This is a genomic window from Nocardia sp. NPDC051787 (genome assembly GCF_040681325.1).
Lineage (GTDB): Bacteria > Actinomycetota > Actinomycetes > Mycobacteriales > Mycobacteriaceae > Nocardia.
On sequence record NZ_JBFAYO010000008.1, the window covers coordinates 37205 to 59054 of the forward strand.

General features: G+C 69.0%; 18 protein-coding genes and 1 pseudogene. 15 read left to right on the forward strand and 4 right to left on the reverse strand.

Annotated features, from left to right (window positions below; all coding sequences use genetic code 11):
- Window positions 1–28: 28 nt before the first annotated feature.
- Window positions 29–1330, forward strand: coding sequence for a diguanylate cyclase (locus AB0M45_RS10780; protein ID WP_364325703.1), 1302 nt, complete (start codon window positions 29–31; stop codon window positions 1328–1330).
- A gap of 33 nt (window positions 1331–1363) precedes the next feature.
- On the opposite strand, the gene AB0M45_RS10785 is transcribed toward AB0M45_RS10780, so the two are convergent.
- Window positions 1364–4792: a protein kinase gene (locus tag AB0M45_RS10785; RefSeq protein WP_364325706.1), complete on the reverse strand. Its 3429-nt coding sequence runs from the start codon at window positions 4790–4792 to the stop codon at window positions 1364–1366.
- 136 nt (window positions 4793–4928) lie between these two features.
- Between AB0M45_RS10785 and AB0M45_RS10790 the strand changes: the two are divergent.
- The 3 genes and pseudogenes from AB0M45_RS10790 to AB0M45_RS10800 form a co-directional block, all read left to right on the forward strand.
- Window positions 4929–5540, forward strand: a pseudogene (locus AB0M45_RS10790) (amidohydrolase family protein); the annotation flags it as partial.
- A 190-nt stretch (window positions 5541–5730) separates the two neighbouring features.
- Window positions 5731–6111, forward strand: coding sequence for a DUF1304 domain-containing protein (locus tag AB0M45_RS10795; RefSeq protein WP_364325709.1), 381 nt, complete (start codon window positions 5731–5733; stop codon window positions 6109–6111).
- Window positions 6112–6433: 322 nt separating this feature from the next.
- Complete coding sequence (locus AB0M45_RS10800) at window positions 6434–6793, forward strand: DUF4254 domain-containing protein (protein ID WP_364326190.1); 360 nt, start codon at window positions 6434–6436, stop codon at window positions 6791–6793.
- A 102-nt stretch (window positions 6794–6895) separates the two neighbouring features.
- Here AB0M45_RS10800 and AB0M45_RS10805 read toward each other — a convergent pair whose 3' ends face one another.
- Window positions 6896–7918 carry an LLM class flavin-dependent oxidoreductase gene (locus AB0M45_RS10805; protein WP_364325712.1) on the reverse strand — a complete coding sequence of 341 codons (1023 nt, stop codon included), beginning with the start codon at window positions 7916–7918 and terminating at the stop codon, window positions 6896–6898.
- 118 nt (window positions 7919–8036) lie between these two features.
- Between AB0M45_RS10805 and map the strand changes: the two genes are divergently transcribed.
- The 5 genes from map to AB0M45_RS10830 all read left to right on the forward strand — a co-directional run bounded on the left by map (window position 8037) and on the right by AB0M45_RS10830 (window position 11928).
- Complete coding sequence (map, locus tag AB0M45_RS10810) at window positions 8037–8900, forward strand: type I methionyl aminopeptidase (protein WP_364325715.1); 864 nt, start codon at window positions 8037–8039, stop codon at window positions 8898–8900.
- 100 nt (window positions 8901–9000) lie between these two features.
- Window positions 9001–10539 (forward strand): cobyric acid synthase, encoded by a 1539-nt coding sequence (locus AB0M45_RS10815; RefSeq protein ID WP_364326193.1) that lies wholly within the window; start codon window positions 9001–9003, stop codon window positions 10537–10539.
- Between the two features lie 94 nt (window positions 10540–10633).
- Window positions 10634–10918 carry an AbrB/MazE/SpoVT family DNA-binding domain-containing protein gene (locus tag AB0M45_RS10820; RefSeq protein ID WP_364326196.1) on the forward strand — a complete coding sequence of 95 codons (285 nt, stop codon included), beginning with the start codon at window positions 10634–10636 and terminating at the stop codon, window positions 10916–10918.
- The gene (locus tag AB0M45_RS10825) at window positions 10918–11310 is read left to right on the forward strand and encodes a type II toxin-antitoxin system VapC family toxin (protein ID WP_364326198.1); all 393 of its coding nucleotides are present in this window, start codon (window positions 10918–10920) and stop codon (window positions 11308–11310) included. The genes AB0M45_RS10820 and AB0M45_RS10825 overlap by 1 nt, the downstream gene beginning before the upstream one ends.
- Before the next feature lie 54 nt (window positions 11311–11364).
- Window positions 11365–11928 (forward strand): alpha/beta hydrolase, encoded by a 564-nt coding sequence (locus AB0M45_RS10830; RefSeq protein ID WP_364325719.1) that lies wholly within the window; start codon window positions 11365–11367, stop codon window positions 11926–11928.
- On the opposite strand, the gene AB0M45_RS10835 is transcribed toward AB0M45_RS10830, so the two are convergent.
- A complete protein-coding gene (locus tag AB0M45_RS10835) occupies window positions 11908–12978 on the reverse strand; it encodes an alpha/beta hydrolase (RefSeq protein ID WP_364325721.1) in 1071 nt (356 codons plus the stop codon). The two genes, AB0M45_RS10830 and AB0M45_RS10835, sit on opposite strands and share 21 nt — an antisense overlap.
- Before the next feature lie 285 nt (window positions 12979–13263).
- Between AB0M45_RS10835 and mqo the strand changes: the two genes are divergently transcribed.
- The 6 genes from mqo (at window position 13264) to AB0M45_RS10865 (ending at window position 20516) form a co-directional block, all read left to right on the forward strand.
- The gene (mqo, locus tag AB0M45_RS10840) at window positions 13264–14793 is read left to right on the forward strand and encodes a malate dehydrogenase (quinone) (RefSeq protein WP_364326201.1); all 1530 of its coding nucleotides are present in this window, start codon (window positions 13264–13266) and stop codon (window positions 14791–14793) included.
- 19 nt (window positions 14794–14812) lie between these two features.
- A complete protein-coding gene (locus AB0M45_RS10845) occupies window positions 14813–15268 on the forward strand; it encodes a GNAT family N-acetyltransferase (protein ID WP_364325724.1) in 456 nt (151 codons plus the stop codon).
- 243 nt (window positions 15269–15511) lie between these two features.
- Window positions 15512–17479, forward strand: a complete 1968-nt coding sequence (locus AB0M45_RS10850; RefSeq protein ID WP_364326204.1) for a magnesium chelatase subunit D family protein — start codon at window positions 15512–15514, stop codon at window positions 17477–17479.
- A 374-nt stretch (window positions 17480–17853) separates the two neighbouring features.
- Window positions 17854–18468, forward strand: coding sequence for a cob(I)yrinic acid a,c-diamide adenosyltransferase (gene cobO, locus AB0M45_RS10855; protein WP_364325727.1), 615 nt, complete (start codon window positions 17854–17856; stop codon window positions 18466–18468).
- An 88-nt stretch (window positions 18469–18556) separates the two neighbouring features.
- Complete coding sequence (locus AB0M45_RS10860) at window positions 18557–20167, forward strand: cobyrinate a,c-diamide synthase (RefSeq protein WP_364325730.1); 1611 nt, start codon at window positions 18557–18559, stop codon at window positions 20165–20167.
- Window positions 20154–20516, forward strand: coding sequence for a cobalamin biosynthesis protein (locus tag AB0M45_RS10865; RefSeq protein WP_364325732.1), 363 nt, complete (start codon window positions 20154–20156; stop codon window positions 20514–20516). The genes AB0M45_RS10860 and AB0M45_RS10865 overlap by 14 nt, the downstream gene beginning before the upstream one ends.
- 235 nt (window positions 20517–20751) lie before the next feature.
- Here AB0M45_RS10865 and AB0M45_RS10870 read toward each other — a convergent pair whose 3' ends face one another.
- Window positions 20752–21849, reverse strand: coding sequence for a hypothetical protein (locus AB0M45_RS10870; protein ID WP_364325735.1), 1098 nt, complete (start codon window positions 21847–21849; stop codon window positions 20752–20754).
- Window position 21850: the final 1 nt, after the last annotated feature.

Genomic DNA, 21850 nt, shown 5'->3' on the forward strand with positions numbered 1-21850 from the left:
CTCCGGCCTGAATGGTGAGGGGGTTGCGGTGGAACAGATCGAATTCGCCAGGCTGGCGAACTCGTGGTGGCGGGCATTGCGGACCGTCACCGGTGAGTCCGTGTCCGTGCCCGCCCCCGAAGTCCTCTTACTCGGCCTGGTCGAGGAGCTGGTTTCCGGCCTCGACGCCGAACCTTTCGACGCCGGTGTTGGTGCCCGCGTAGGCGCCGAGCTGGCCGCCGCCGGGGTGATCGCGCCCGCCGTACCCAGCGTGTCCGCCGAGGTGTTGTTCGAATTGGCCGAACGCGCCGCGCACCCGAGCAGCGGCCGACGACTCGCGGCGCTGCTCGCCGCGGTGGGCCAGGGCTACGAAGCGCACCTGCGCCCGCACGACCAGGGACTCCCGGACCCGCTGGGTGACGCGACTCGAGCAGCCGACGAGCGGTTCCGCGTCGTCTTCGACAACGCCGCGATCGCCATCGCCATCGGAGACACCGACGGGACGCTGCTGGACGTCAACCGCGGCCTGGCCGACATGATCGGAGTCCCGATCGAAGCCCTGCGCGGCGTGTCGGTCTACGACTTCGCGCACCCCAGTGACCGCGACGGCATCCGCACGCTGGTCTATGAGCAGCTGGTACCGGCCGGGCACGGCACCGTGAAACTGGAACAGCGGATTCGTCGCGCCGACGACAGTTACGGGTGGGCGGCGTTCGCCATCACGTTCGTCAAGGGCGTGGATGGGCAGAGCGACTATCTGCTCGCGGTCGGTGAAGACGTGACCGAGCAGCACCGGATGCGCGAAGAGCTGCATCGGCAGGCCCGCCACGACCCGCTCACCGGGCTGCCCAACCGGCGGCATCTCATCGAACGGATCGACGAGATGATCGCGGGCGCCAGCAATGGCGACCGCGCGGGGTTGTGTTTCGTCGACATCGATCGCTTCAAACACGTCAACGATCGCTACGGCCACGGAACGGGCGATCAGATCCTCACCGCAGTCGCCGCGCGTTTGCAGGACAGCGTCCGTGGCTCGGGCTGCCTGATCGCCCGCATCGGCGGTGACGAATTCGTCGCGCTGATCCCGCCGCCGGCCAGCGACCACCGGGTGGCCGCCGTGGCGAACAGCTTGCTCGAGGCGTTGGTCGATCCGATCACCGCGGGCGACCGGCGGCTACGCATGTCCATCAGCATCGGCGCGGTCGTCACCGCGGTCGCGGGCGCGGACGCCGAATCGCTGCTCGATGCCGCCGATACCGGTCTCTACCGCGCCAAAGCCGACGGCAAAGGCCGGTGGGTGCTGCACATCCTCGACACGGATACCTCTCGCGGACCGCAGCCTGTGCTGTGAACCGTGCGGAAAACTATCCTGCCGCAAGGTCTTTCAGCGTTCCAGCAACCTGTGCAGGAAGGCCGGCGGGACGATCGGCCATTCGTCTTTCCAGAGTCCTTCGCGCAGATCGTAATTGAGGGTGTGCAGCAGTGACGTGATCCACGTGCCTTCGTCGAGCAGCGGCCGGATGAGGCCGACGTCGGCGTGCTTGGCCACCACCGGCACCAGGGCATCCTTCGCGGCGTCGGTCTTCCCCGCCGCCGCGAGGCAGGAGGCGAGCAATAGCTGCGCCTGCGCCGCGGCCCGTGGGCGTCGCGCGGTGTCGATGGCATCGCGCAACTGCTGGGCGCGTGCGACCGCGGCGGCCGCACGTTTCGCGGCACCGGACCGCAGCAGCATCCGGATCGCGGAATCCTCGCGCATTTCCGCGGTGATCGTCGCGATCCCGTCGACGCCGGACGGCGGTTCGGTGACGTAACTTGCGGTGAGTCCGAGCCGGACCTGCTCGTTGGCGATCCGGGTGGCCAGCCGCGGCAGCTTCAGGGCGCGCGCGGCCTCGGCGCCTTCGTCCAGGCGGCGCGCGGCGGCCGCGAGGTCACCGCGCAGAGCCTTGATGCGGGCGCCCGTGGCGTAGGCGGCCATCATGAATTCGACCGGCCCGCCCTCGGTGCCCAGCCGCCCCGCCTCGTCCAGCAGCCGTTCCGCGGCGGCGAGCTGGTCGCGTTCGTAGAGCAATTCGCCGAGCAGAGCGCCGGCCAACCGTGCGGCGTAGGACTGCGGGCCCGACGAGGTGGTGGCGATGTGCAGTGCGGTCCGGAAACTGCGTTCCGCCGCGGCGATATCGAGCTGCTCCCGCGCCGCGATGCCGACCAGGCTGTTGCTGTACATCAGGCTGAACGTGTTGCGGGTTTCCCGGTAGTACGGCGCTGCCCAGTCGTGCCATTCGCGCGCTCGGTCGTAGTCGAACCGGCAGCTCGCGGAGAACGCGGCGAGGTTCGCGGCGGCGCCGAGCGCCCACGGCCCCAGCGTGTCGGCCCGGTCCAGGCACGCGGCGACCACGGCGTCCACGCCTTCCGGGCGGTCGGCGAACACGTGCTCCACGCACTCGACGAGGTCGGCCTCGACCGCGACATCGGGGTCGGGCTCCGGAGACTTCTCCAGTGACGCCCGGACCAGTCGCAACGCGGCGTGCAGGTCGGTGGTCCGACGCAGCAGGGCATTCGTCCACGCCACACCGATCTGCAGTTGCGGGCGTGCGCAGGCTTCCGCCGTGGGAAGTTTGGCGACCAGGCCAAGGAATGTCGCGAGCTGGCCGTCTTGTACCAGGGCGCGGGCCTTCGCCTCGACGAAGTCGACGGCCTTCTTCTCGTCGCCGCAGGCCAGCGCGTGCTCGATGGCTTCGCTGAGCATTTCGTGCTCGGCGAACCAGGCGGCGGCCGCACGATGCAGTTCGGGCACCTGCTCGGGAAAGTCGCGTTCGAGCCGCTGCCGGATGAACTCCGCGAACAGGTGGTGGTAGCGGAACCATTCACCGCCTTCGTCGATCCGGCGCAGGAACAGATTGCGGCGTTCGAGGTTCTCCAGCACGGCCTGCCCGTGCGGCCGGCCGGTGAGCGCGGTGACCAGGCTGCCGCAGATGCGTTCTGGCAGAGAAGTTTTGAGCAGAATATCGAGCAGATCCGGCTCGACGGTGTCGAGCACGTTCTCGGCCAGGTATTCGCCGATGGTGTGATGGCGCCCGGACAGGTGAGCGATCAGCGTCCCGGGGTCCGGGTGCTCGCGCAGCGACAGCGAAGCCAGCTGCAATGCGGCCGCCCAGCCTTCGGTGCAGTCGCGCAGCTCGGCGCTCTCCTTGTCGGCCAGCGCGACACCGCTCTGCTCGGCGAGCAACGCGCGTGCTTCCTCGGCGTCGAAACGCAATGCCGCGGCATCGATTTCGACCATCTCATGGCGAACGCGCATGGTGCCGAGCGGTAGACTCTCGATCGACCGGCTGGTCAGAATGATCTGCAGATGGTGCGAGCCCTGCTCGATCAGGAAATGCAAGGCGTCGACGGCGGCCGGGTCGGTGACCCGATCCCAGTCGTCGATGACCAGCGCGAACCGATCGCCGCGTTCGTGGATGGTGTCGATCAGCGTGGTGAGCACATAACGGGCCGCGCTGTCGTCGCCCTCTTCGAGTATCCGCGCCAACTGGGGCACCAATTCCGGGCTGGCCCGGTTGAACGCCTCGATCAGGTGGGTGAGCAACCACACGACGTTGTTGTCGTCCCGGTCGGCGTTCAACCACGCCACTGTCACACCGTCGGTTTCGGCCAGACGCTTGGCCCATTGGGCCGCCAGCGTGCTCTTGCCGAAGCCGGCGGGGGCATGGATGACGGCAAGCCGCGGTCGCGGCTCGGTTTGCAACGCGTCCATCAGCCGGTCGCGGCGGACCAGCGGCCGGGAGGACATCGCCGGGCGGAACCTCGTCTCCGGAGTGGGTGGCGTCTTGGGATGGGCCGAGGGGTGTCTTGCCGTAGCCGCCATCGGCCGAGTGCTGAGATCTTCCTGTACCGAGATCGCCTGGTCGACAGTAGGCAGCGTCATGTTCTGCATCGGCAGGCCGTTCGCGCGCTGGATATCGCGCAGCGATTCGCCGAACGCGGCGGCGGAGCGCGGACGGTTCGCCGGATCGTGTGACATGCTGGCCTCGATGGCGGCGCACACGTCGTCGGGGATGCCGTCGGGGCGCAGATCCGGGAGCGGATCGGCGGCGATCCGCAGGAACTGGGCGACGATCTGCTCGCCGGAGCGACGTTCGTACGCCGCGTGGCCGGTGATCATGGCGAACAGCGTCGCGCCGAGCCCGTAGACGTCGGAAGCCACCGACGGGACCCCCGAGCGCAGGACCTCCGGCGCGGTGAATGCCGGAGAACCGGTCACCACCCCGGCCGCGGTCTCGAAACCCCCTTCGACACGGGCGATCCCGAAGTCGGTGAGCTGCGGCTCGCCGTAGTCGGTGAGCAGCACGTTGTCCGGTTTGATGTCGCGATGCAGGATCCCCGCGCGATGCGCGGTCTCCAGGGCCCCGGCCAGCTTGATGATGATCCCGATGGCCTCTTGCCACGGCAGGAAATTCTCGCGGCGGATGCGGTTGGCCAAGGAACCCTGCGAGTGATACGGCATCACCAGATAGGGGCGTCCGCTGGCGGTGGTGCCCACGTGCAGGATCGGCACGATGTTCGGGTGCCCGGACAGCGCGCCCATTGCCTGCTGCTCGCGCAGGAACCGCTCGACATTCTCCGGCTCCAGATCCGGCCGTCCGGTGAGGACCTTGACCGCGACGCTGCGATTCAGCGACCGCTGCCGGCAGCGGTAGACCACGCCGAAGCCGCCCTTGCCGATCACGTGAGGGTCGTCGAGGCCCGCGCCCTCCAGTTCCTGCTCGATACCTGGAGGCCGATCGCGCTGTGTGGCGAACGGGTCCGAACCAGCCATTGCCCTGCTCTGCCTCGGGTGTCTACGGTCCTGCGATAGATACCCAGTTTATGCCTGGCGAACCTTTCGGTTTGGTTATTGCGACTGCTATAGCCGGGAGGCGGTCCGTCCCGATGCGACGAACAGGATCACGCACATGACCATCGACGTCTGGGCGCAACACCCCACCCAGAGGTTCCTCGCCCACGACATGTTCGCCTCGCTCCGGCGCTGGACCGGCGCCACGATTCCGACCGGCGACATCCCACTGACAGTCACCTTGGACGCGATGGATGCCGCGGGCGTCGACCAGGCGCTGATCTCGGCCTGGCACGCGCCGGAGGGTGTTCTCATCTCCAACGACGAAGTCGCGGCATGGGCCGTGGAGGCGCCGCAGCGCCTGTTCCCTCTCGCGTCGGTGGATCTGCGCAGGCCGATGGACGCGGTGCGGGAACTGCGCCGCCGCGCCGGACAAGGATTCAAGGGCTTGCGGGTGCTGCCGTGGCTGTGGGAACTTCCGCCGACCGATCGGCGCTTCTATCCGCTGTTCGCCGCCTGTGTCGACCTGGGCCTCCCGTTCTGTACGCAGGTGGGGCACACCGGTCCGCTGCGGCCGTCGGAGACCGGCCGTCCCATCCCGTATATCGATCAGGTCGCGCTCGACTTCCCGGAACTGACCATCGTGTGCGGACATATCGGCTATCCGTGGACGGAGGAAATGATCGCCGTCGCGCGCAAGCACGAGAACGTGGTCATCGACACCTCGGCGTCGCGTGTTCGGGCTCTCGAGATGACCTCCAGCCGCGGCGTGTCGACGGTGCGTTGCGGAGAGCGACGCGGGCCGGGCCATAGGATGCGCGTCGGCATACCGGAGTCGCCAAGGCCGTCCGCATCGGCTCGCCCATGATCCGCGATCGCCGCCGACGTCCTCCGGTCGGTTCACTTCGTGAGGAGGTCACATGCTCTGGGTTGTCCAGGCGCTGGCGGTCGCGGCCGCCCTGCTCCACATCGGCATCTTCGTCATGGAGTCCGTGCGGTTCACCGATCCCAAGGTGTACAAGGGGATCTTCCAGATGTCCGAGGGCGAGATGCCCGCGGCACGGCCGTGGGCGTTCAACCAAGGCTTCTACAACCTGTTTCTCGCGGTGACCACGCTGGTGGGCGTGGCGCTCCTACGGTCGGTGCCGGAGGCGGGCTGGGCGCTGGTGCTGACGGGGTGCGGATCGATGCTGGCCGCCGCGATCGTCCTGGTGGCCCACGATCGCCGGTTCGCCAGGGGCGCCGTAATACAGGGCACGCTACCCATACTGACGTTGCTGGCCGCGCTGACCCAGCTCTGAGCTTCGCCGCCCCTGCGGGCGCCGAAATCGTTTGTGCTCGATGGTATCTGGGCGTACCGCGCTATCAGGAGCCCTTGACCGCAGAAGGGCGGACGCAATCTTGCGTTCATGCATCTGTACGTGCATGATCCAGCTATCCTTGTTGTGACAACCGAATCCGATGACCGGGATAACCGAATCGAGAGCCAATCATGTTGGTACAAAGAGCGTTGGTGTCGGGTGAACTCGGAGTAGGGCGGTGAGCGCGCCGACGGTTGGCGCATTGCCGACCGCGCCGCAATTATTGTGTGCTTTCCAAGGACGCCGTTTCCAAGATCGGGAACTGCTACGGTCCGCACACGCGCTCGCCGAGCTACATCAGCGCCGCGCCCAGGTGAAAGACGTCGCCCTCATCGCCGAAATCGACTGCCGGCGTAGCGAACTCGTCGACGACATCAATGACTGGGTGGCGCAGGAGATGCCGCAGCACCGCAACGGGGCCTCGTTGCACACCGAAAGCCTCGGCGCGGTGGTGGACCGGATGGCGCGTAGCTGGGTGGACGCGAATCAGGTCATCGATTCCGAGGGCGCGCGCAGCGACAATACCCATAAACATTGGTACCACCTGGCCGAACTCGTCGATGGGTACACTGATCTGGTAACCGACGTGGCCGGTGGCCGCCGCCGTCTGCCCGAGCAGTGATCAGCTCACCGGCACAGTGACGGCGGGCGCAACGGGGCGCCGTGCCCGGCGTGCCGCGTAGTCGACTGGCGCGGCACGCCCGCTATTCCCGCTGCGCGGCAATCACTCCGCGATGGCGGCAAGGCGCGGGGCGACCTTCGCGCCGAGCAGTTCGATGGTGTGCAAGACCTTTTCGTGCGGCAGTGTGCCCACACTGGTGTGCAACATGAATCGGTCGAGTCCGAGCGTTTCACCGACCGCTGTGACCTTGTCGGCGACGTAGTCGGGAGTACCGACGAACAGCGAACCTTCCGGTGCACGCAAGGCGTCGAACTGGGCGCGTGTCATGGGTCCCCACCCGCGTTCGCGCCCGATGGTGCTCATCGCCAGTGCGTAGGGCTCGTAGAAGTCGGCAACGGCTTGCTCGTCGTTGTCCGCGACGTACCCGTGCGCGTGCACCGCGACCGCCTGTTTCGGGTGGCCTCCCTCTGCCAGAGCACGATGGTAGAGGTCCACCAGCGGCTTGAACCGGGCGGGCTGTCCGCCGATGATCGCGATGGCCAGCGGAAGGCCGAGCAGTCCGGCGCGGATCACCGATTCGGGGCTGCCACCCACTGCGATCCAGACCGGCAGTGGCCGATGGTCGGTGCGCGGGTAGACGATGGTGTCGCGCAGCGGCGGACGGAACTTGCCGCTCCAGGTGACCGGCTCGTCCTGGCGAATGCGCAACAGCAGCGCCAGCTTCTCGTCGAACAGTTCGTCGTAGTCGGCCAGGTCGTAACCGAACAGCGGGAACGATTCGGTGAACGAGCCGCGCCCCGCCATCAGCTCCGCGCGGCCCGCGGAAAGGCCGTCCAGCGTCGCGAAGTCCTGGTACACCCGGACCGGGTCGTCCGAGCTCAACACGCTGACCGCGCTGGTGAGCCGGATCCGCTCGGTGCGGGCCGCGATCGCCGCGAGCACGACCGCGGGCGCGGAGGCGGCGAAGTCCTTGCGGTGGTGTTCACCGACGCCGTACACGTCGAGTCCCGCCTGCTCGGTGGCCACCGCCTCCTCGACCACTTCGCGCAGCCGCTCGGCCGCGGTCGGTGCCGACCGGTCGCCGACGGGATAGAGCTCGGCGAACGTCGTGAGTCCCAGTTCCACGGTTCAAGCCTCTTTCCGGGTAGTTTCGATGTCAACCAACACTGTAAGCGGACCATGGTCCGAAACTATTCCGACTGGTCTTCGTCGTCGGTCCGACCCTCCGATTACGCTGTTCGCTATGTCTGTCCGCACCCGCAAGCCGCTCATCCCCGGCACGCTGTCGCCCATCCGTGAAGTCCCGCGCGCCATCGAGCGCCCGGAGTACGCGTGGAAGAAGACCGCCAACGAGGGGCATGAGCCCTGGGTGCAGACGGCGGAGACGATCGAGAAGATGCGGATCGCGGGCAAGATCGCCGCGCAAGCCCTGGAGGAGGCGGGCAAGGCGGTTGCGCCGGGCGTCACCACCGATGAACTGGACCGCATCGCGCACGAGTACCTGTGCGACCACGGCGCGTATCCGTCGACCCTGGGCTACAAGGGATTTCCGAAGTCCTGCTGCACCTCGCTGAACGAGGTGATCTGCCATGGCATTCCGGACTCCACCGTGGTCGAGGACGGCGACATCGTCAATATCGACGTCACGGCCTATATCCACGGCGTGCACGGCGACACCAACAAGACCTTCCTGGCCGGTGATGTCGACGAGGAGGTGCGCCTGCTCGTCGAACGGACCGAGGAGGCCACCCTGCGGGCCATCAAGGCGGTCCGGCCGGGCCGCGCGCTCAACGTGATCGGGCGGGTCATCGAGTCCTACGCCAACCGATTCGGCTACGGCGTGGTGCGCGACTTCACCGGCCACGGCGTCGGCCCCACATTCCACAGTGGCTTGGTGGTCCTGCACTACGACCAGCCGGCGGTGGAGACCGTCATCGAACCGGGCATGACGTTCACCATCGAGCCGATGATCAACCTGGGCGGCATCGATTACGAGATCTGGGACGACGGCTGGACCGTCGTCACCAAGGACCGCAAGTGGACCGCGCAGTTCGAGCACACCCTGGTCGTGACCGAGTCGGGGGCCGAGATCCTGACCCTGCCGTGACCCGCGGCCTGGTCGGGGTCCGTTTCGGGCGATTGTTCGCGAGTTCCGTGGTCGTGCTGAGGAATCCGGCGGCTTGTGCGAACGGGCCCGGTGGGGTGCGGTGAAAGGCGCGCTGCTGGTCGCGGGCACTACCTCCGACGCGGGTAAGAGCGTCGTGGTGGCCGGGATCTGCCGGATGCTGGCCCGGCGCGGTGTGCGTGTCGCGCCGTTCAAGGCGCAGAACATGTCCAACAATTCCGTGGTCACGCTCGATGGCGGGGAGATCGGCCGGGCGCAGGCGTTGCAGGCGCAGGCATGCGGGCTGGAACCGAGCGTCCGATTCAATCCGGTCCTGCTCAAGCCCGGCAGTGATCGGCGTTCGCAGCTCGTGGTGCGGGGTACGGCGGTCGGCACGGTCGGGGCCGAGGACTACTTCCGACACCGGCGGGAACTGCGCGCCGTCGTGGCCGCCGAACTCGCCGCGCTGCGCGCCGAATTCGACGTGGTGATCTGCGAGGGCGCCGGATCGCCCGCCGAGATCAACCTGCGCGCGACGGATCTGGCGAACATGGGTCTCGCGCGCGCCGCACGGCTGCCGGTGCTGCTCGTCGGCGACATCGATCGCGGCGGCGTGCTGGCCCACCTGTTCGGCACCCTCGCGATCCTGGAACCCGAAGACCAGCAGTTGATCTCGGGCTTCGTCGTCAATAAGTTCCGCGGCGCGCAGGAGCTGCTGCGGCCCGGTCTCGAGCGCCTCGCCGAGCTCACCGGTCGCCCCACCCTCGGTGTGCTCCCGTACGCCGAGGACCTCTGGATCGACGCCGAGGACTCGCTCGGCACGCTCGCCGACGCGCCGGTCGGCCGTCCGCGACCGCCGGTGGGCGCGGAATGGCTGACCGTCGCCGCGATCCGGCTGCCGCGCATCTCCAACTCCACCGACATCGAGGCGCTGGCCTGCGAACCGGGCGTCGCGGTGCGCTGGGTGAGCGAACCGTCCCGGCTCTCGGGCGCGGACCTGGTGGTCGTGCCGGGCAGCAAGGCAACGGTGTCGGATCTGGGGTGGTTGCGGCGCACCGGTATCGCCGAGGCGCTGCGCGCACGCGCCGCCGCGGGCGGTCCGATCCTGGGGATCTGCGGCGGGTACCAGATGCTCGGTACCCGCATCCTCGACCGGGTGGAGTCCGGCGAGGGCGAGGTGGACGGACTCGGGTTGCTCGACCTCACCATCGAATTCGCCGAGCCGAAGGTCTTGCGCCGCAGCGAAGGACATGCCGGGGGAATCCCCGTGCGAGGCTACGAGATCCACCACGGGCGTGTGACGCGCCGCGGTGACCCGCCGTGGCTCACGGTCGACGGCGAGCCGGAGGGCAGCGTGCGCGGGGCGGTGTGGGGCACCCATCTGCACGGGCTGCTGGAGTCGGACGAATTGCGGCGCAACTGGCTGCGCACGGTTGCCGCAGCCGCGCGTCGTTCGGGTTTCGTTGTGGCCGACGATGTTTCGGTGGCCGCCGTGCGGGCAGCGCAGCTCGATCTGGTGGCCGGGTTGGTCGAAGACCATCTCGACGTCGCGGCGATCGAGCGCCTCCTCGCCGATGGCGCGCCCGCTGATCTGCCGATCTTGTCCACTGGCGCTGTTCTCGCTGGTGACCGTATCGGTTGACGCCGCGGACCCAGCGCCTTACCTTGCAGTAAGGAATCCGGCCCCAGGTAAGGCGGGGCCGATCGCAGCGAAGGATCACGGTCGGGTGAGGGATATGGCGACGGACAAGAAGCCCAACAGCCGAGGGGGAAGCGTGGTGTCGGCGACCGTGACCAGCAAGGGGCAGATCACCATCCCGATCGACGTGCGCGTCGCGATGGGGCTGCGTGCCGGTGTGCGGGTCGCCTTCGTGCCCACCCCGACCGGTACCTACGAGCTGGTGCCCGAGACGCGCACGATCAAGGCGCTGAAGGGCATCGTCGGCTGGTCCGGCTCACCCATCGGCCTCGCCGAGATGAACGAGGCGATCGCGGGCAACGTCGTGGAGGGCAAGCGGTGATGATCGGTCTGGACGCGAACGTGCTCATCCGGTACCTCACCCAGGACGACCCAGAGCAGTCCGCCCGGGCCAACCAGGTGATCGACGGGCTCAGTGAGAGCAGGCCCGGCTACGTCACGATGATCGTGCTCGCCGAGATCCACTGGGTGCTGCGCCGCGGCTACAAACAGGACCCCGAAGCCGTCACCGACGTGCTGCTGGGTCTGCTCGATTCCAGCGAGATCGTGGTCGAGCGCGCCGACACGGTGCGGCAGGCGCTGCGCCGGGCCGCCGACGGCGCGGACTTCGCCGACGCGCTGATCCAGCAGCTCGGCCAGGAGGCGGGGTGTGAGCTGACCGTCACCTTCGACCACAACGCAGGTGAGCAGGCCGGAATGCGCCTGCTCGCCTGACTGCCGCCGCACACTCGCCCCTGCGCCCCGGCCATCCGTGTAGCGTGATTCGGCATGGAATCACGGCAGATCACGGTCGATGAGCGGGCGTGGACCGTGCGGATCGATGGGCCGCAGTCCCGGCACAGCGTACTGCTGCTGCCCGACGCGGGTGATCCGGCGGATGTCTACGACCAGGTATGCGCCCGCTTGCACACCTCGGACCTGCGCACCTTCGCGGTGGAGTCGATCGATGGCCTGAACGCGGCCGGTGTGACCGCGATCCTGGACGAACTCGGGCTGCCGTGGGTGAACGTCGCCGGACGCGGTGCGGGCGCCGTGCTGGCCTGGCAGGCGTGCGCTCGCGGCTTCGGCCGGTTCCAGAGCCTGGTCGTCGCCGACCGGGGCCATCCGGCCGCTCCCGGCGCCGACGGCGCGGTGCTGGACGCGACCACCGGTCCGGTGGAGGTGCCGGCCACGCTGCTGGTCACCAAGAACCTGCCGCGCTCGGTGGCCGACGCGTCCGGGCGGTTCGTCTACGGCGAGTTCCGGGTGATCGAGGTGGACGTCACCAACGTGGCCACCGAAGCCGACCACGAGCTGGCCACCGAGATCGTGCTACGCACCAGCCTCTGGTGACTGCTCCCGGGCCGCGGCCTGGTAGCCCGCCAGCCAGTCCAGCCAGCTGTCCAGCTCGGCGAACGCCTGAGCCAGCGCCTTGGGGCCGGACAGGAACACGTCGTGCTTGGCGCCGTCGATCGGCACCATGTTGGTGCGGTCGCCCAGGCAGCCCGACCAGCGCTGGATCTGCTCGACGTCGAGCACCGCGTCGGCCACGTCCACCGCGGGACCGTACCGCCGGGCGAACTTGGTGATCCTGGAGCGCAGGATCAGCGACGGCACGCCGATATCGAGGCCTTCGTGCAGCCGCGCGTGTCCGTTGCGGATCGCGCGCAACCATCCGAGCCGAACCGGGAAACCCTCCAATGGCTTCCAGTCCAGGTTGTAGTCCCACTCGCCGGACACCGACCGGTGCAGGCTGTCGCCGTAGGTGCTGATCTTGCCTCCGGGCAACTCGACCATCTTCCGGAACCGCCCCACGGCCTTGATGACCCGCGTTCCGATGGTCCGGTAGTACGCAGGCCCTTGCAGGTCGAACCACGGGCTGTTGAGCACCAGGCCGGTGATCCCCGCGGCGGCCGTTCCCCGGGTGCGGTTGAGCCGGTCCAGCCACAGCGACGCGACCAGGCCGCCGGTGGAGTGCGCGTTGACGACCACCGGCGCACCGGTCTCGGCCTGCACGATCCGCAGCGACTCGTCCAGTTCCCGGTCGTAGAAAGCGAGATCGGTCACATAGTGCGGCGTGTGCCCTTCCTGCAGCGAGCGGCCGCATTTGCGCAGATCGAGCGCGTAGAACTGGAACCCGCGCGCGGCGAAGTGCTCGGCGAGGTGCTCCTGAAAGAAGTAATCGGTGAAGCCATGGACGTAGAGCACCGCGCCCGCGGTCTGCTCGACGGCGCCGGAGGGCACGTAGCGCACCAGCGTGGCGACCACGTCGCCTTCGCCGTCGGGATCGGGGCCCAGCGGCAGCGTGCGCTGCTGGTAATGCGGACCCAGGATGTCGGGGCGCCAGCCCTCGCCATCCGGAGAGGTGCTGACCGGCTCGGCAAGCGACTGTTCGTTCGTCACGCGACCAATGTATTGGACCGCGCCGCGAGCCGACAGACCGTTGCGGTCTCCCTGCCGCCGAAGTGACGACGATCTCTGTTTCATTCCGCACATTCGACCGGCTGGTCGCGTGGCGCGGGGGTGGTGAGGTGCACAATTGGGCCTAGGTGAACGGCGGGTAACCTGACTCCCGCCATGCTGTTCGGGAACGGCGGAGCCGGACCCGAATGACAACCACACACCGTGCCCAGGCAGGTCCACCCGCCCGGTGGGCCCGCGCAGAAGGACAAGGAAGTCGATCTACCCGTGCCGAACGCTGCCCTGACTGAAAAGACCGATGTAGTACTCATCGGTGCCGGCATCATGAGTGCCACTCTCGGCGCGCTGCTGCGGCAGCTGCAGCCGGACTGGTCGATCTCCCTGTTCGAGCGGCTCGACGCCGCCGCGGCGGAGAGCAGCGACCCGTGGAACAACGCGGGCACCGGACACTCCGCCCTGTGTGAGCTGAACTACAGCCCACAGAACGCGGACGGTTCCGTCGACATCACCAAGGCCGTCGACATCAACGAGCGCTTCCAGGTGTCGCGCCAGTTCTGGTCCTACGGCGTGGAGAACGGCATCCTCGGTGATCCGTCCGCCTTCATCAATCCGATCCCGCACGTGAGCTTCGTGCACGGCGCCGACAACGCGCAGTACCTGCGCAAGCGGTACGAGGCGCTGGCGCCGCACCCGCTGTTCGAGGGCATGGAGTACATCGACAGCCCCGACGAGTTCGCCCGGCGGCTGCCGCTGATGACGCGCGGCCGGGACTTCTCCGAGCCGGTCGCGCTGAACTGGACCGACGGCGGCACCGACATCGACTTCGGCGCGCTCACCCAGGAGCTGCTCGCCTACCTCGGCGCCACCGGCGCCGACCTGGCCTTCGGCCACGAGGTGCGCGACCTGTCCAAGCGGTCCGACGGATCCTGGCTGGTCACGGTCCGCAACGTCCGCACCCGCGAAACCCGCACCTTGATCAGCAAATTCGTGTTCGTCGGCGCGGGCGGCGGCGCGCTGCCGCTGCTGCAGAAGGCGAACATCAAGGAGGCCAAGGGATTCGGCGGATTCCCGGTCAGTGGCCAGTTCTTCCGCTGCGTCAACCCGGCGCTGATCCACCAGCACGAGGCCAAGGTCTACGGCAAGGCGGCGGTCGGCGCGCCGCCGATGTCGGTGCCGCACTTGGACACTCGCGTGATCAAGGGCAGGCCGGGCCTGCTGTTCGGCCCCTACGCGGGCTGGACACCGAAGTTCCTCAAGGACGGCAAGAACACCGACCTGTTCAAGTCGGTGCGGCCCAACAACATCTTCTCCCTGCTCGGCGTCGGCGTCACCGAGCTGGGGCTGACCAAGTACCTGGTCAGCGAGCTGCTGAAGTCCGAGGCGGGCAAGGTGATCACGCTGTCGGAGTTCATCCCGCGCGCCGAGGCCAGGGACTGGGAGCTGATCACCGCGGGTCAGCGCGTGCAGGTGATCCGGCGCAAGGGCGTCGGCGGCGTGCTCGAATTCGGCACCGCCGTGATCGCCGCGCAGGACGGCACTATCGCCGGTCTGCTCGGTGCTTCGCCGGGCGCATCGACCTGCGTCACCGCCATGCTCGACGTCCTGCAGCGCTGCTTCCCGCAGGAGTACGCCGAGTGGACGCCGAAGCTGAAGGAAATGGTGCCGTCGCTGGGCGTGAAGCTTTCGGACAACCCGGCGCTGTTCCACGAAGTGTGGGATTGGACCTCCAAGGCGCTCAATCTCGTCGGCGGTGGCGACAACACGCCGAGGCACGCGGGGGTCGCGGCGAACGCCTAGGTTGTGATAGCAAGGCGCGATGATGTCAACGGTTGCTCTCAAACGGTCATGGGCGCAGGATCTGGATACCGCGACGCTCTACCAGCTGTTGAAACTGCGCGTCGAAGTCTTCGTCGTCGAACAGAAATGCGCCTACCCGGAACTGGACGGGCAGGATCTGCTGCCCGAGACCAGGCATTTCTGGCTCGATGACGAGGGCGAGGTGATCGCGACGCTGCGCCTGTGCGAGGAGCACCAGGACGGGGTGAAGAGCTTCCGCATCGGCAGGCTCTGCACCGCGGCGCCCGCGCGCGGGCACGGCTACACCACCCGGCTGCTGCAGGCGGCGCTGGCCGAGGTCGGTTCGGCGACGGTGCGCTTGTCCGCGCAGAGCTACCTGGTCGACCTGTACACCAAGCACGGTTTCAAGGTCGACGGCGAGGAATTCGACGAGGACGGCATCGCGCACGTGCCGATGCGCAGGGGTGGGGAGTAAGTAGGGCACCTACCGCCATTCGCAGCCGCTCCGGGCGTTCCGGGGCGGGTGCGGGCGTTTACGGTCCTCGCTCGGCGCGGCGGAGGGGAACTGATCCGGGCCGCGAACGTTGTTCGGAACACTCGTCTCCACCGTGTTCGGGCGAGGAGTGCGGGTTCGGTGCGGATGGAGGGCGACGATCGGCAACTGGCGCGGCGTGCCTAGAGTTGGGGCGTGTCCGTGTCCCATGCCGAAACCGCGCCCATGTCCGACCAGCACGCCCGAACGCGTCCGGGTTCGGACGGTGAGGCCGGTTTTCCCTTCACGGCCGTCGTCGGACAGGGACGCCTGCAACTGGCGCTGATCCTGTGCGCGGTGCATCCCGGCATCGGCGGCGTGCTGGTTCGCGGCGAGAAGGGCACCGCCAAGTCGACCGTGGTGCGTGCGCTGGCCCAGTTGCTGCCGCCGGTCGTGGACGAGACCGGGGCGCGGCCCGCCCGGCTGGTAGAGCTGCCTGTGGGCGCGACCGAGGACCGCGTGGTCGGTTCCCTCGACTTGGAGCGTGTTCTGCGCGACGGGGAGCAGGCGTTCCGTCCCGGCCTGCTGGCCGCCGCGCACCACGGTGTGCTCTACGTGGATGAGGTCAACCTGCTGCACGACCATCTGGTGGACGTGCTGCTCGACGCGGCGGCGATGGGCCGGGTGCACATCGAACGTGACGGCGTCTCGCATTCGCATCCGGCGCGTTTCGTGCTGGTCGGGACGATGAACCCGGAAGAAGGCGAGCTGCGCCCGCAGCTGCTGGACCGGTTCGGGCTAACCGTGGACGTGGCCGCTTCCCGAGATGTGGACGTGCGGATGGCGGTGGTGCGCCGGAGGCTGGACTACGAGGCCGATCCGGCGGGGTTCGCGGCGCGGTACGCCGAGGCGGATCACGCGGTGGCCGAACGGATCCTCGCCGCCCGGGACCGGGTCGGCTCGGTGGTGCTCGACGATGTGGAGTTGCGCCGGATCGCCGCGCTGTGCGCCGCGTTCGACGTCGACGGGATGCGCGCCGATCTGGTCGTCGCGCGGACCGCGACCGCGCATGCCGCCTGGCGCGGCGACGACGCGGTGACCGAGGACGACGTGCGCGTCGCCGCCGAATTGGCGCTGCCGCACCGGCGCAGGCGTGATCCGTTCGACGAGCCCGGCATCAGCGAACAGCAGCTCGACGACGCCATGCGCGACGCGGCGACCGAGGCGCGGCGCGAGGAGCAGTCGCCTACGCAGACCGGAGAATTTGCCCCGCAGGGTGCAGAACAGGACGGTGTTTCCGGCGACGACCCCGACGGCGGGCCCGAAGACCCTGTGCCGCCGGACGGGCCGGGCGGCGGATCGGGAGAAGGACGCAGTGGTGCACCGGTTTCCGCGCCCGCGCGGCCGCCGCGCTGGGAGGTGCCCGGCGTCGGCGAGGGTGCGCCGGGTAGGCGGTCGCGCGCCGAGTCGCGGCATGGGCGCGTCGTACGTTCCAGCATCGAGCCCTCCTCGGGGCTGCATCTGCTCGGCACGGTGTTCGCCGCCGCACCACATCAGCGGTCCCGCGGACGTGACGGGGGCCCGTTGCGGTTGGCCGCCGACGACCTACGCGGCGCGTATCGCGAGGGGCGAGAAGGCAATCTGATCGTCTTCGTGGTCGACGCGTCCGGCTCCATGGCCGCACGGGACCGGCTGTCGGCGGTCACCGGCGCGGTGGTCACGCTGCTACGGGACGCCTACCAGCGCCGCGACAAGGTCGCCGTCGTCACCGTGCGCGGCGCGGACGCCGAACTCGTGTTGCCGCCGACCTCGTCGGTCGACATCGCGGTGCGGCGGTTGTCGGGGATGCGCACCGGCGGGAAGACGCCGCTCGCGGCGGGCCTGCTGAAGGCGCGCGAGGTGGTGCGGCGCGAGCGCGTGCGCGACCCGCGGCGCAGGCCGATGCTGGTGCTGCTGACCGACGGCCGCGCGACCGGCGGCGCCGATCCCGTTCCGCGCGCCCGCGCCGCCGCGTCGTTGCTCGCGAAGGACTCGGTCACGTCCATCGTCGTCGACTGCGAACGCGGCATGATCCGCCTCGGTCTCGCCGCGGACCTGGCCCGCGACCTGCGCGGCGGATATCTGAGACTGGCCGAGCTGACCGGAGACTCGGTGGCCGATATCGTCCGCGCGAGCTCGGGCAGCGTGCGCGGTGTCTCGGTGCGGGCCGCTTGAGCAGCGGAAATCGCTGTAGCACGCAGGTCATCGGCCGATATGGTGCGGCGACTGTGCCGGGCGGGTTGGTGCCGGGCTGGCTTGCCGGTGGTGTCGGACGGGTTTGTCGTGGCACAACCGGGACCAACTGGTCGGCAGCGGTGCCGGACGCCTTGGCGGACGGCCGTGCCGGTCAGCCATCGACGGTCACACCGGGCGGGTTGGTCGACGGCGGAATAAGCAGCGTGCGAACGTGTTCGCGATCTGCTAGTCGGTCGATCGCAGTCGTGTGTGGTCGCGACTGCCTTGCACCGCCCGGGCGAGCGCGCGAGAGGTCGGTGGAGAGCGCGGACCGAACGGTTTCGGAGTGAACCGCCAACAGCAAGGAGATTTCGATGCCGAAAGGTGTTCCGGAGACAGTTCCCGACGACGGGCTGACCACGCGGCAGCGGCGTAATCAGCCGGTGCTCGCGGTGCATACCGGGGCGGGCAAGGGTAAGTCGACGGCCGCGTTCGGGATGGCGCTGCGGGCCTGGAACCAGGGCTTCGACGTGGCGGTGTTCCAATTCGTGAAGAGCGCCAAATGGAAGGTGGGCGAGGAGGCGGCTTTCCGCGCCCTCGGCACGCTGCACGAACAGACCGGCGCGGGCGCCCCGGTCGAGTGGCACAAGATGGGCGAAGGCTGGTCCTGGACCCGCAAGCAGGGCACCGAGGACGACCACGCCGCTGCCGCGCTGGCCGGCTGGCAGGAGATCGCCCGGCGCCTGAAGGCCGAGCAGCACCGTTGCTACGTCCTCGACGAATTCACCTACCCCCTGAAGTGGGGCTGGGTGGACCTGACCGAAGTAATCGACACCCTCGTCAACCGCCCCGGCAACCAACATGTCGTCATCACCGGCCGTGACGCCCCAGCCCCCTTGATCGAAGCCGCCGACCTGGTCACCGAGATGACCAAACTCAAACACCCCATGGACGCAGGCCGCAAAGGCCAACGAGGCATCGAATGGTGACCCGGTTCTGGCTCGCGAGTGGCACATCGCTGCGGCGTATCGCGAGAAGCCCACACGATGGTGTGCCACTCGACGTGCGGGGTGCGAGGTGAGGGCTGTGGTGGTGGCGGCACCGGCGTCGGGGAGTGGGAAGACGACGGTCGCGACCGGGTTGGTGGGGGCGTTGCGGGGGGTTGGTCATCGGGTTGCGCCGTTCAAGGTCGGGCCTGATTACATCGATCCGGGGTATCACGGGCTGGCGGCTGGGCGGCCGGGGAGAAATCTGGACCCGGTGCTGGTGGGGGTGGAACGTGTTGTGCCGTTGTATCGGCATGGTGCGCAGGGGTGCGACCTGGCGGTTGTCGAGGGTGTGATGGGGCTGTTCGACGGGCGGATCGACGAGCGGCATTCGGGCCCGGTGGCGGAGGGGTCGACGGCGCAGGTCGCGAACCTGCTCGGCGCGCCGGTGGTGCTGGTGGTGGACGCTCGCGGGCACAGCCAGAGCCTGGCGGCCCTGCTGCACGGGTTCGCCACCTTCGACAGCGGTGTCCGGCTCGGCGGGGTGATCCTGAACCGGGTCGGTAGCGAACGGCACGACCAGGTATTGCGCGCGGCCTGCGACCGGGTCGGGTTGCCGGTGCTCGGATCGCTGCCGCGGATGGCCGCTTTGGAAGTTCCGTCCCGGCATCTCGGCCTGATTCCCGCCGTGGAACACGGCGCCGCCGCGACGGCGGCCGTGGCGGCGATGACGGACCTCGTGGCCGCGCATGTGGACCTGCACGCGGTCGCTGCGCTGGCCCGCTCGTCGGTCACCGGGCCGTCCTGGGACCCCGCCGCTGCCGTGCGCGATTCCGGCGGTGATGCCCTGTCATCCGCGGATGCGACGTTCCGTGGTGGTGACGCGCGGGGGCATGCCGAGGCGGTGTTCGAGAGCGGTGACATGCGGGCATGTGCCGAGGCGGTGTTCGACGGCGCTGGCGTTCGGGGGCATGCCGAGGGTGTGCTCGGTGGTGGTGACGCGCGGGGGCATGCCGGGATGCCTCTCGATCGTGGGAGCGCTCTCGACGCGGCCGGTGGCATCGCCGATCGGGAGGGACCGCTGATCGCCGTCGCGGGTGGGGCGGCATTCACGTTCGGGTATGCCGAGCATCGGGAGTTGCTGACGGCGGCGGGGGCGCGGGTGGCCGTATTCGATCCGCTGCATCATGAATTGCCCACCGCGACAGCGGGTTTAGTGCTGCCTGGTGGTTTCCCCGAGGAACATGCGGCGGAGTTGGCGGCGAATGTCCCGCTGTTGCGGGCAGTGGCCGAGGCCGCGCGGCGCGGGATGCCGGTGCACGCGGAATGTGCCGGGCTGCTGTACCTGGCCCGCTCACTCGACGGCCATCCGATGGCGGGGGTGATCGACGCCGACGCCGAGTTCGGCCCGCGCCTGACGCTCGGCTACCGAGATGCCGTGGCGCTCGGTGACTCGCCGCTGTGGCGGGCAGGTGAACGCGTCCGCGGGCACGAGTTCCATCGAACCCGTCTGGTGGCGCCCCCTTCGGCGATGCCCGCGTGGGGCTGGCACGGCGGCAAGGGGGAACGGGTTCGCGAGGGCGCGCTCGTCGGCAGTGTGCACGCGTCCTATCTGCACACCCATCCAGCCGGAAACTCGGAAGCGGTACGCCGTTTCGTCGCGGCGGCAGCGGCCTACGCCAGAACTCGTGTCACGACCTGACCTGGCCGTCGGCGTCGGTATGCGGCCGGGCATCGACGAGGGCAGAATTGGCGCGGCATTGCGAGAAGCGCTGGGCGACCACGTCGTCGCTTGCTTGGCGACCATCGATCGGCGCGCCGCCGAACCCGGCTTGCAAGCCGCTGCCGCCGCCTTGGGCGTGCCTGTTCGTTTCTACACCGCTGCCGAACTCGCCGGTGTCCGTGTGCCGAATCCATCCGCGCGCACCGCGAGCGCGCTCGGCACCGCAAGTGTCGCGGAAGCAGCCGCTCTGCTGGCTGGATGCGGTCCGCTGCTGATCTCGAAGACAACGATCAACGGAGTCGTGATCGCGGCGGCCGCCGCGCGCTGAGCGTCGGTTCGTCCGGCACCGCAGCCCTGTCGACGAGCCGAGCCGTCCATGGTGAGACGCACGCTTCGCCCGCACCCACCGCGAGCTCGACGAGCTGCCCAGCGAATCGGACGCCGACCGTGCGGGTCTGTGCGTCGTCATCGGAGCCGCAGCCGCCCGTCGCCAGCAGCGGGGCGGCCGGCAGCCACGCGGCGTGCTGTCGCGAGTTCGGCCCGGTGCGTGACCGGTGCGGCGGCTACGGTGCCACGGACCCCCAGTCGGCGAAGCCGGTGGGGTCGTGGCGGCCGATGCTGGCGTGCTCGAACAGGCCCCAGCCCTCGGCGTCGCCGCAGCGGGCGCGGGCGACGTGGTCGATGACGCCGTAGGGGGTGCGGGCGACGATGGCCGGGTCGGTCAGGTCGTAGCGGCTGGAGGAGGACCAGTCGCGGCCCTTCCATTGACCGTGCTGCCAGTCGGGGTCGCCGCCGTAGCCGCAGCCGACGTGCAGCGGGACGCTGGTGCCCGGCGTGATCTCGATCTCCAGCGGCTTGCCGTCCGGCGTGGTCAGCTCCAGCCGGGCCGCGACGGGAAGCCTGGTGCCGGAACGGTACTCGATCGCGATGCGCGGCCAGCCGAGTTGCTCGGTGCGCCCGTCCGGCCAGACCCGGGTCGCGTCGTTGAGTGTGCGCCTGCCGTCCGGCTCTTCCTGCACGATCACCACCACGGCGAAATCCTCGAACCGCAGCGGCACGTACAGCCACCAGAACCCGCCCGAGGGCTCGGCGGCCGCGCGTCCGGGCGGCTCGGTCTCGCCGACCGGGCGGATGCCCCACGAGCGGTCCCTGGTTCCGGTCCACACCGCCGGGTCGATCGCGATGTCGTCGCCGTCCACATGTAGCGTCCCCGCCCACGAGCCGACCTGCGCGAACCGGGACGCGTCGATGATCGGCCGGTTGCCCGCCAGAATCAGGTGCGGTTGTTCCTGCACGGCGGGAAAGGCGCCGGTCCAGGTGAGGTCGAAGCCCAGATCGTCGTGGTCGCAGACCACCCGGATGCGGCGCAACGGCTCCAGCACCTCGACGCGGTAGCCGCCGACGCGCTGGTCGAGGCCGCGGTCGCCGAGCGCGTCGGAGAAGCGCACCGCCCGCAGCGTGTCGCCGCGGCGGACGGCGGCGTAGGCGTCGGTCACCCCGAGGTTGGGGTACACGCCGAACCCGGTGATCAGCAGGGTGCCGCCGTCGCGGTCGTGGGCGTTGAAGTAGCTGCGGTCGTAGAAGTTCCGGTCACTGCCGGCCACTCGGGCCATCGACAACGGGGTCTGATGGATCGGGTATTCGTCCAGAGGCACAGGCATG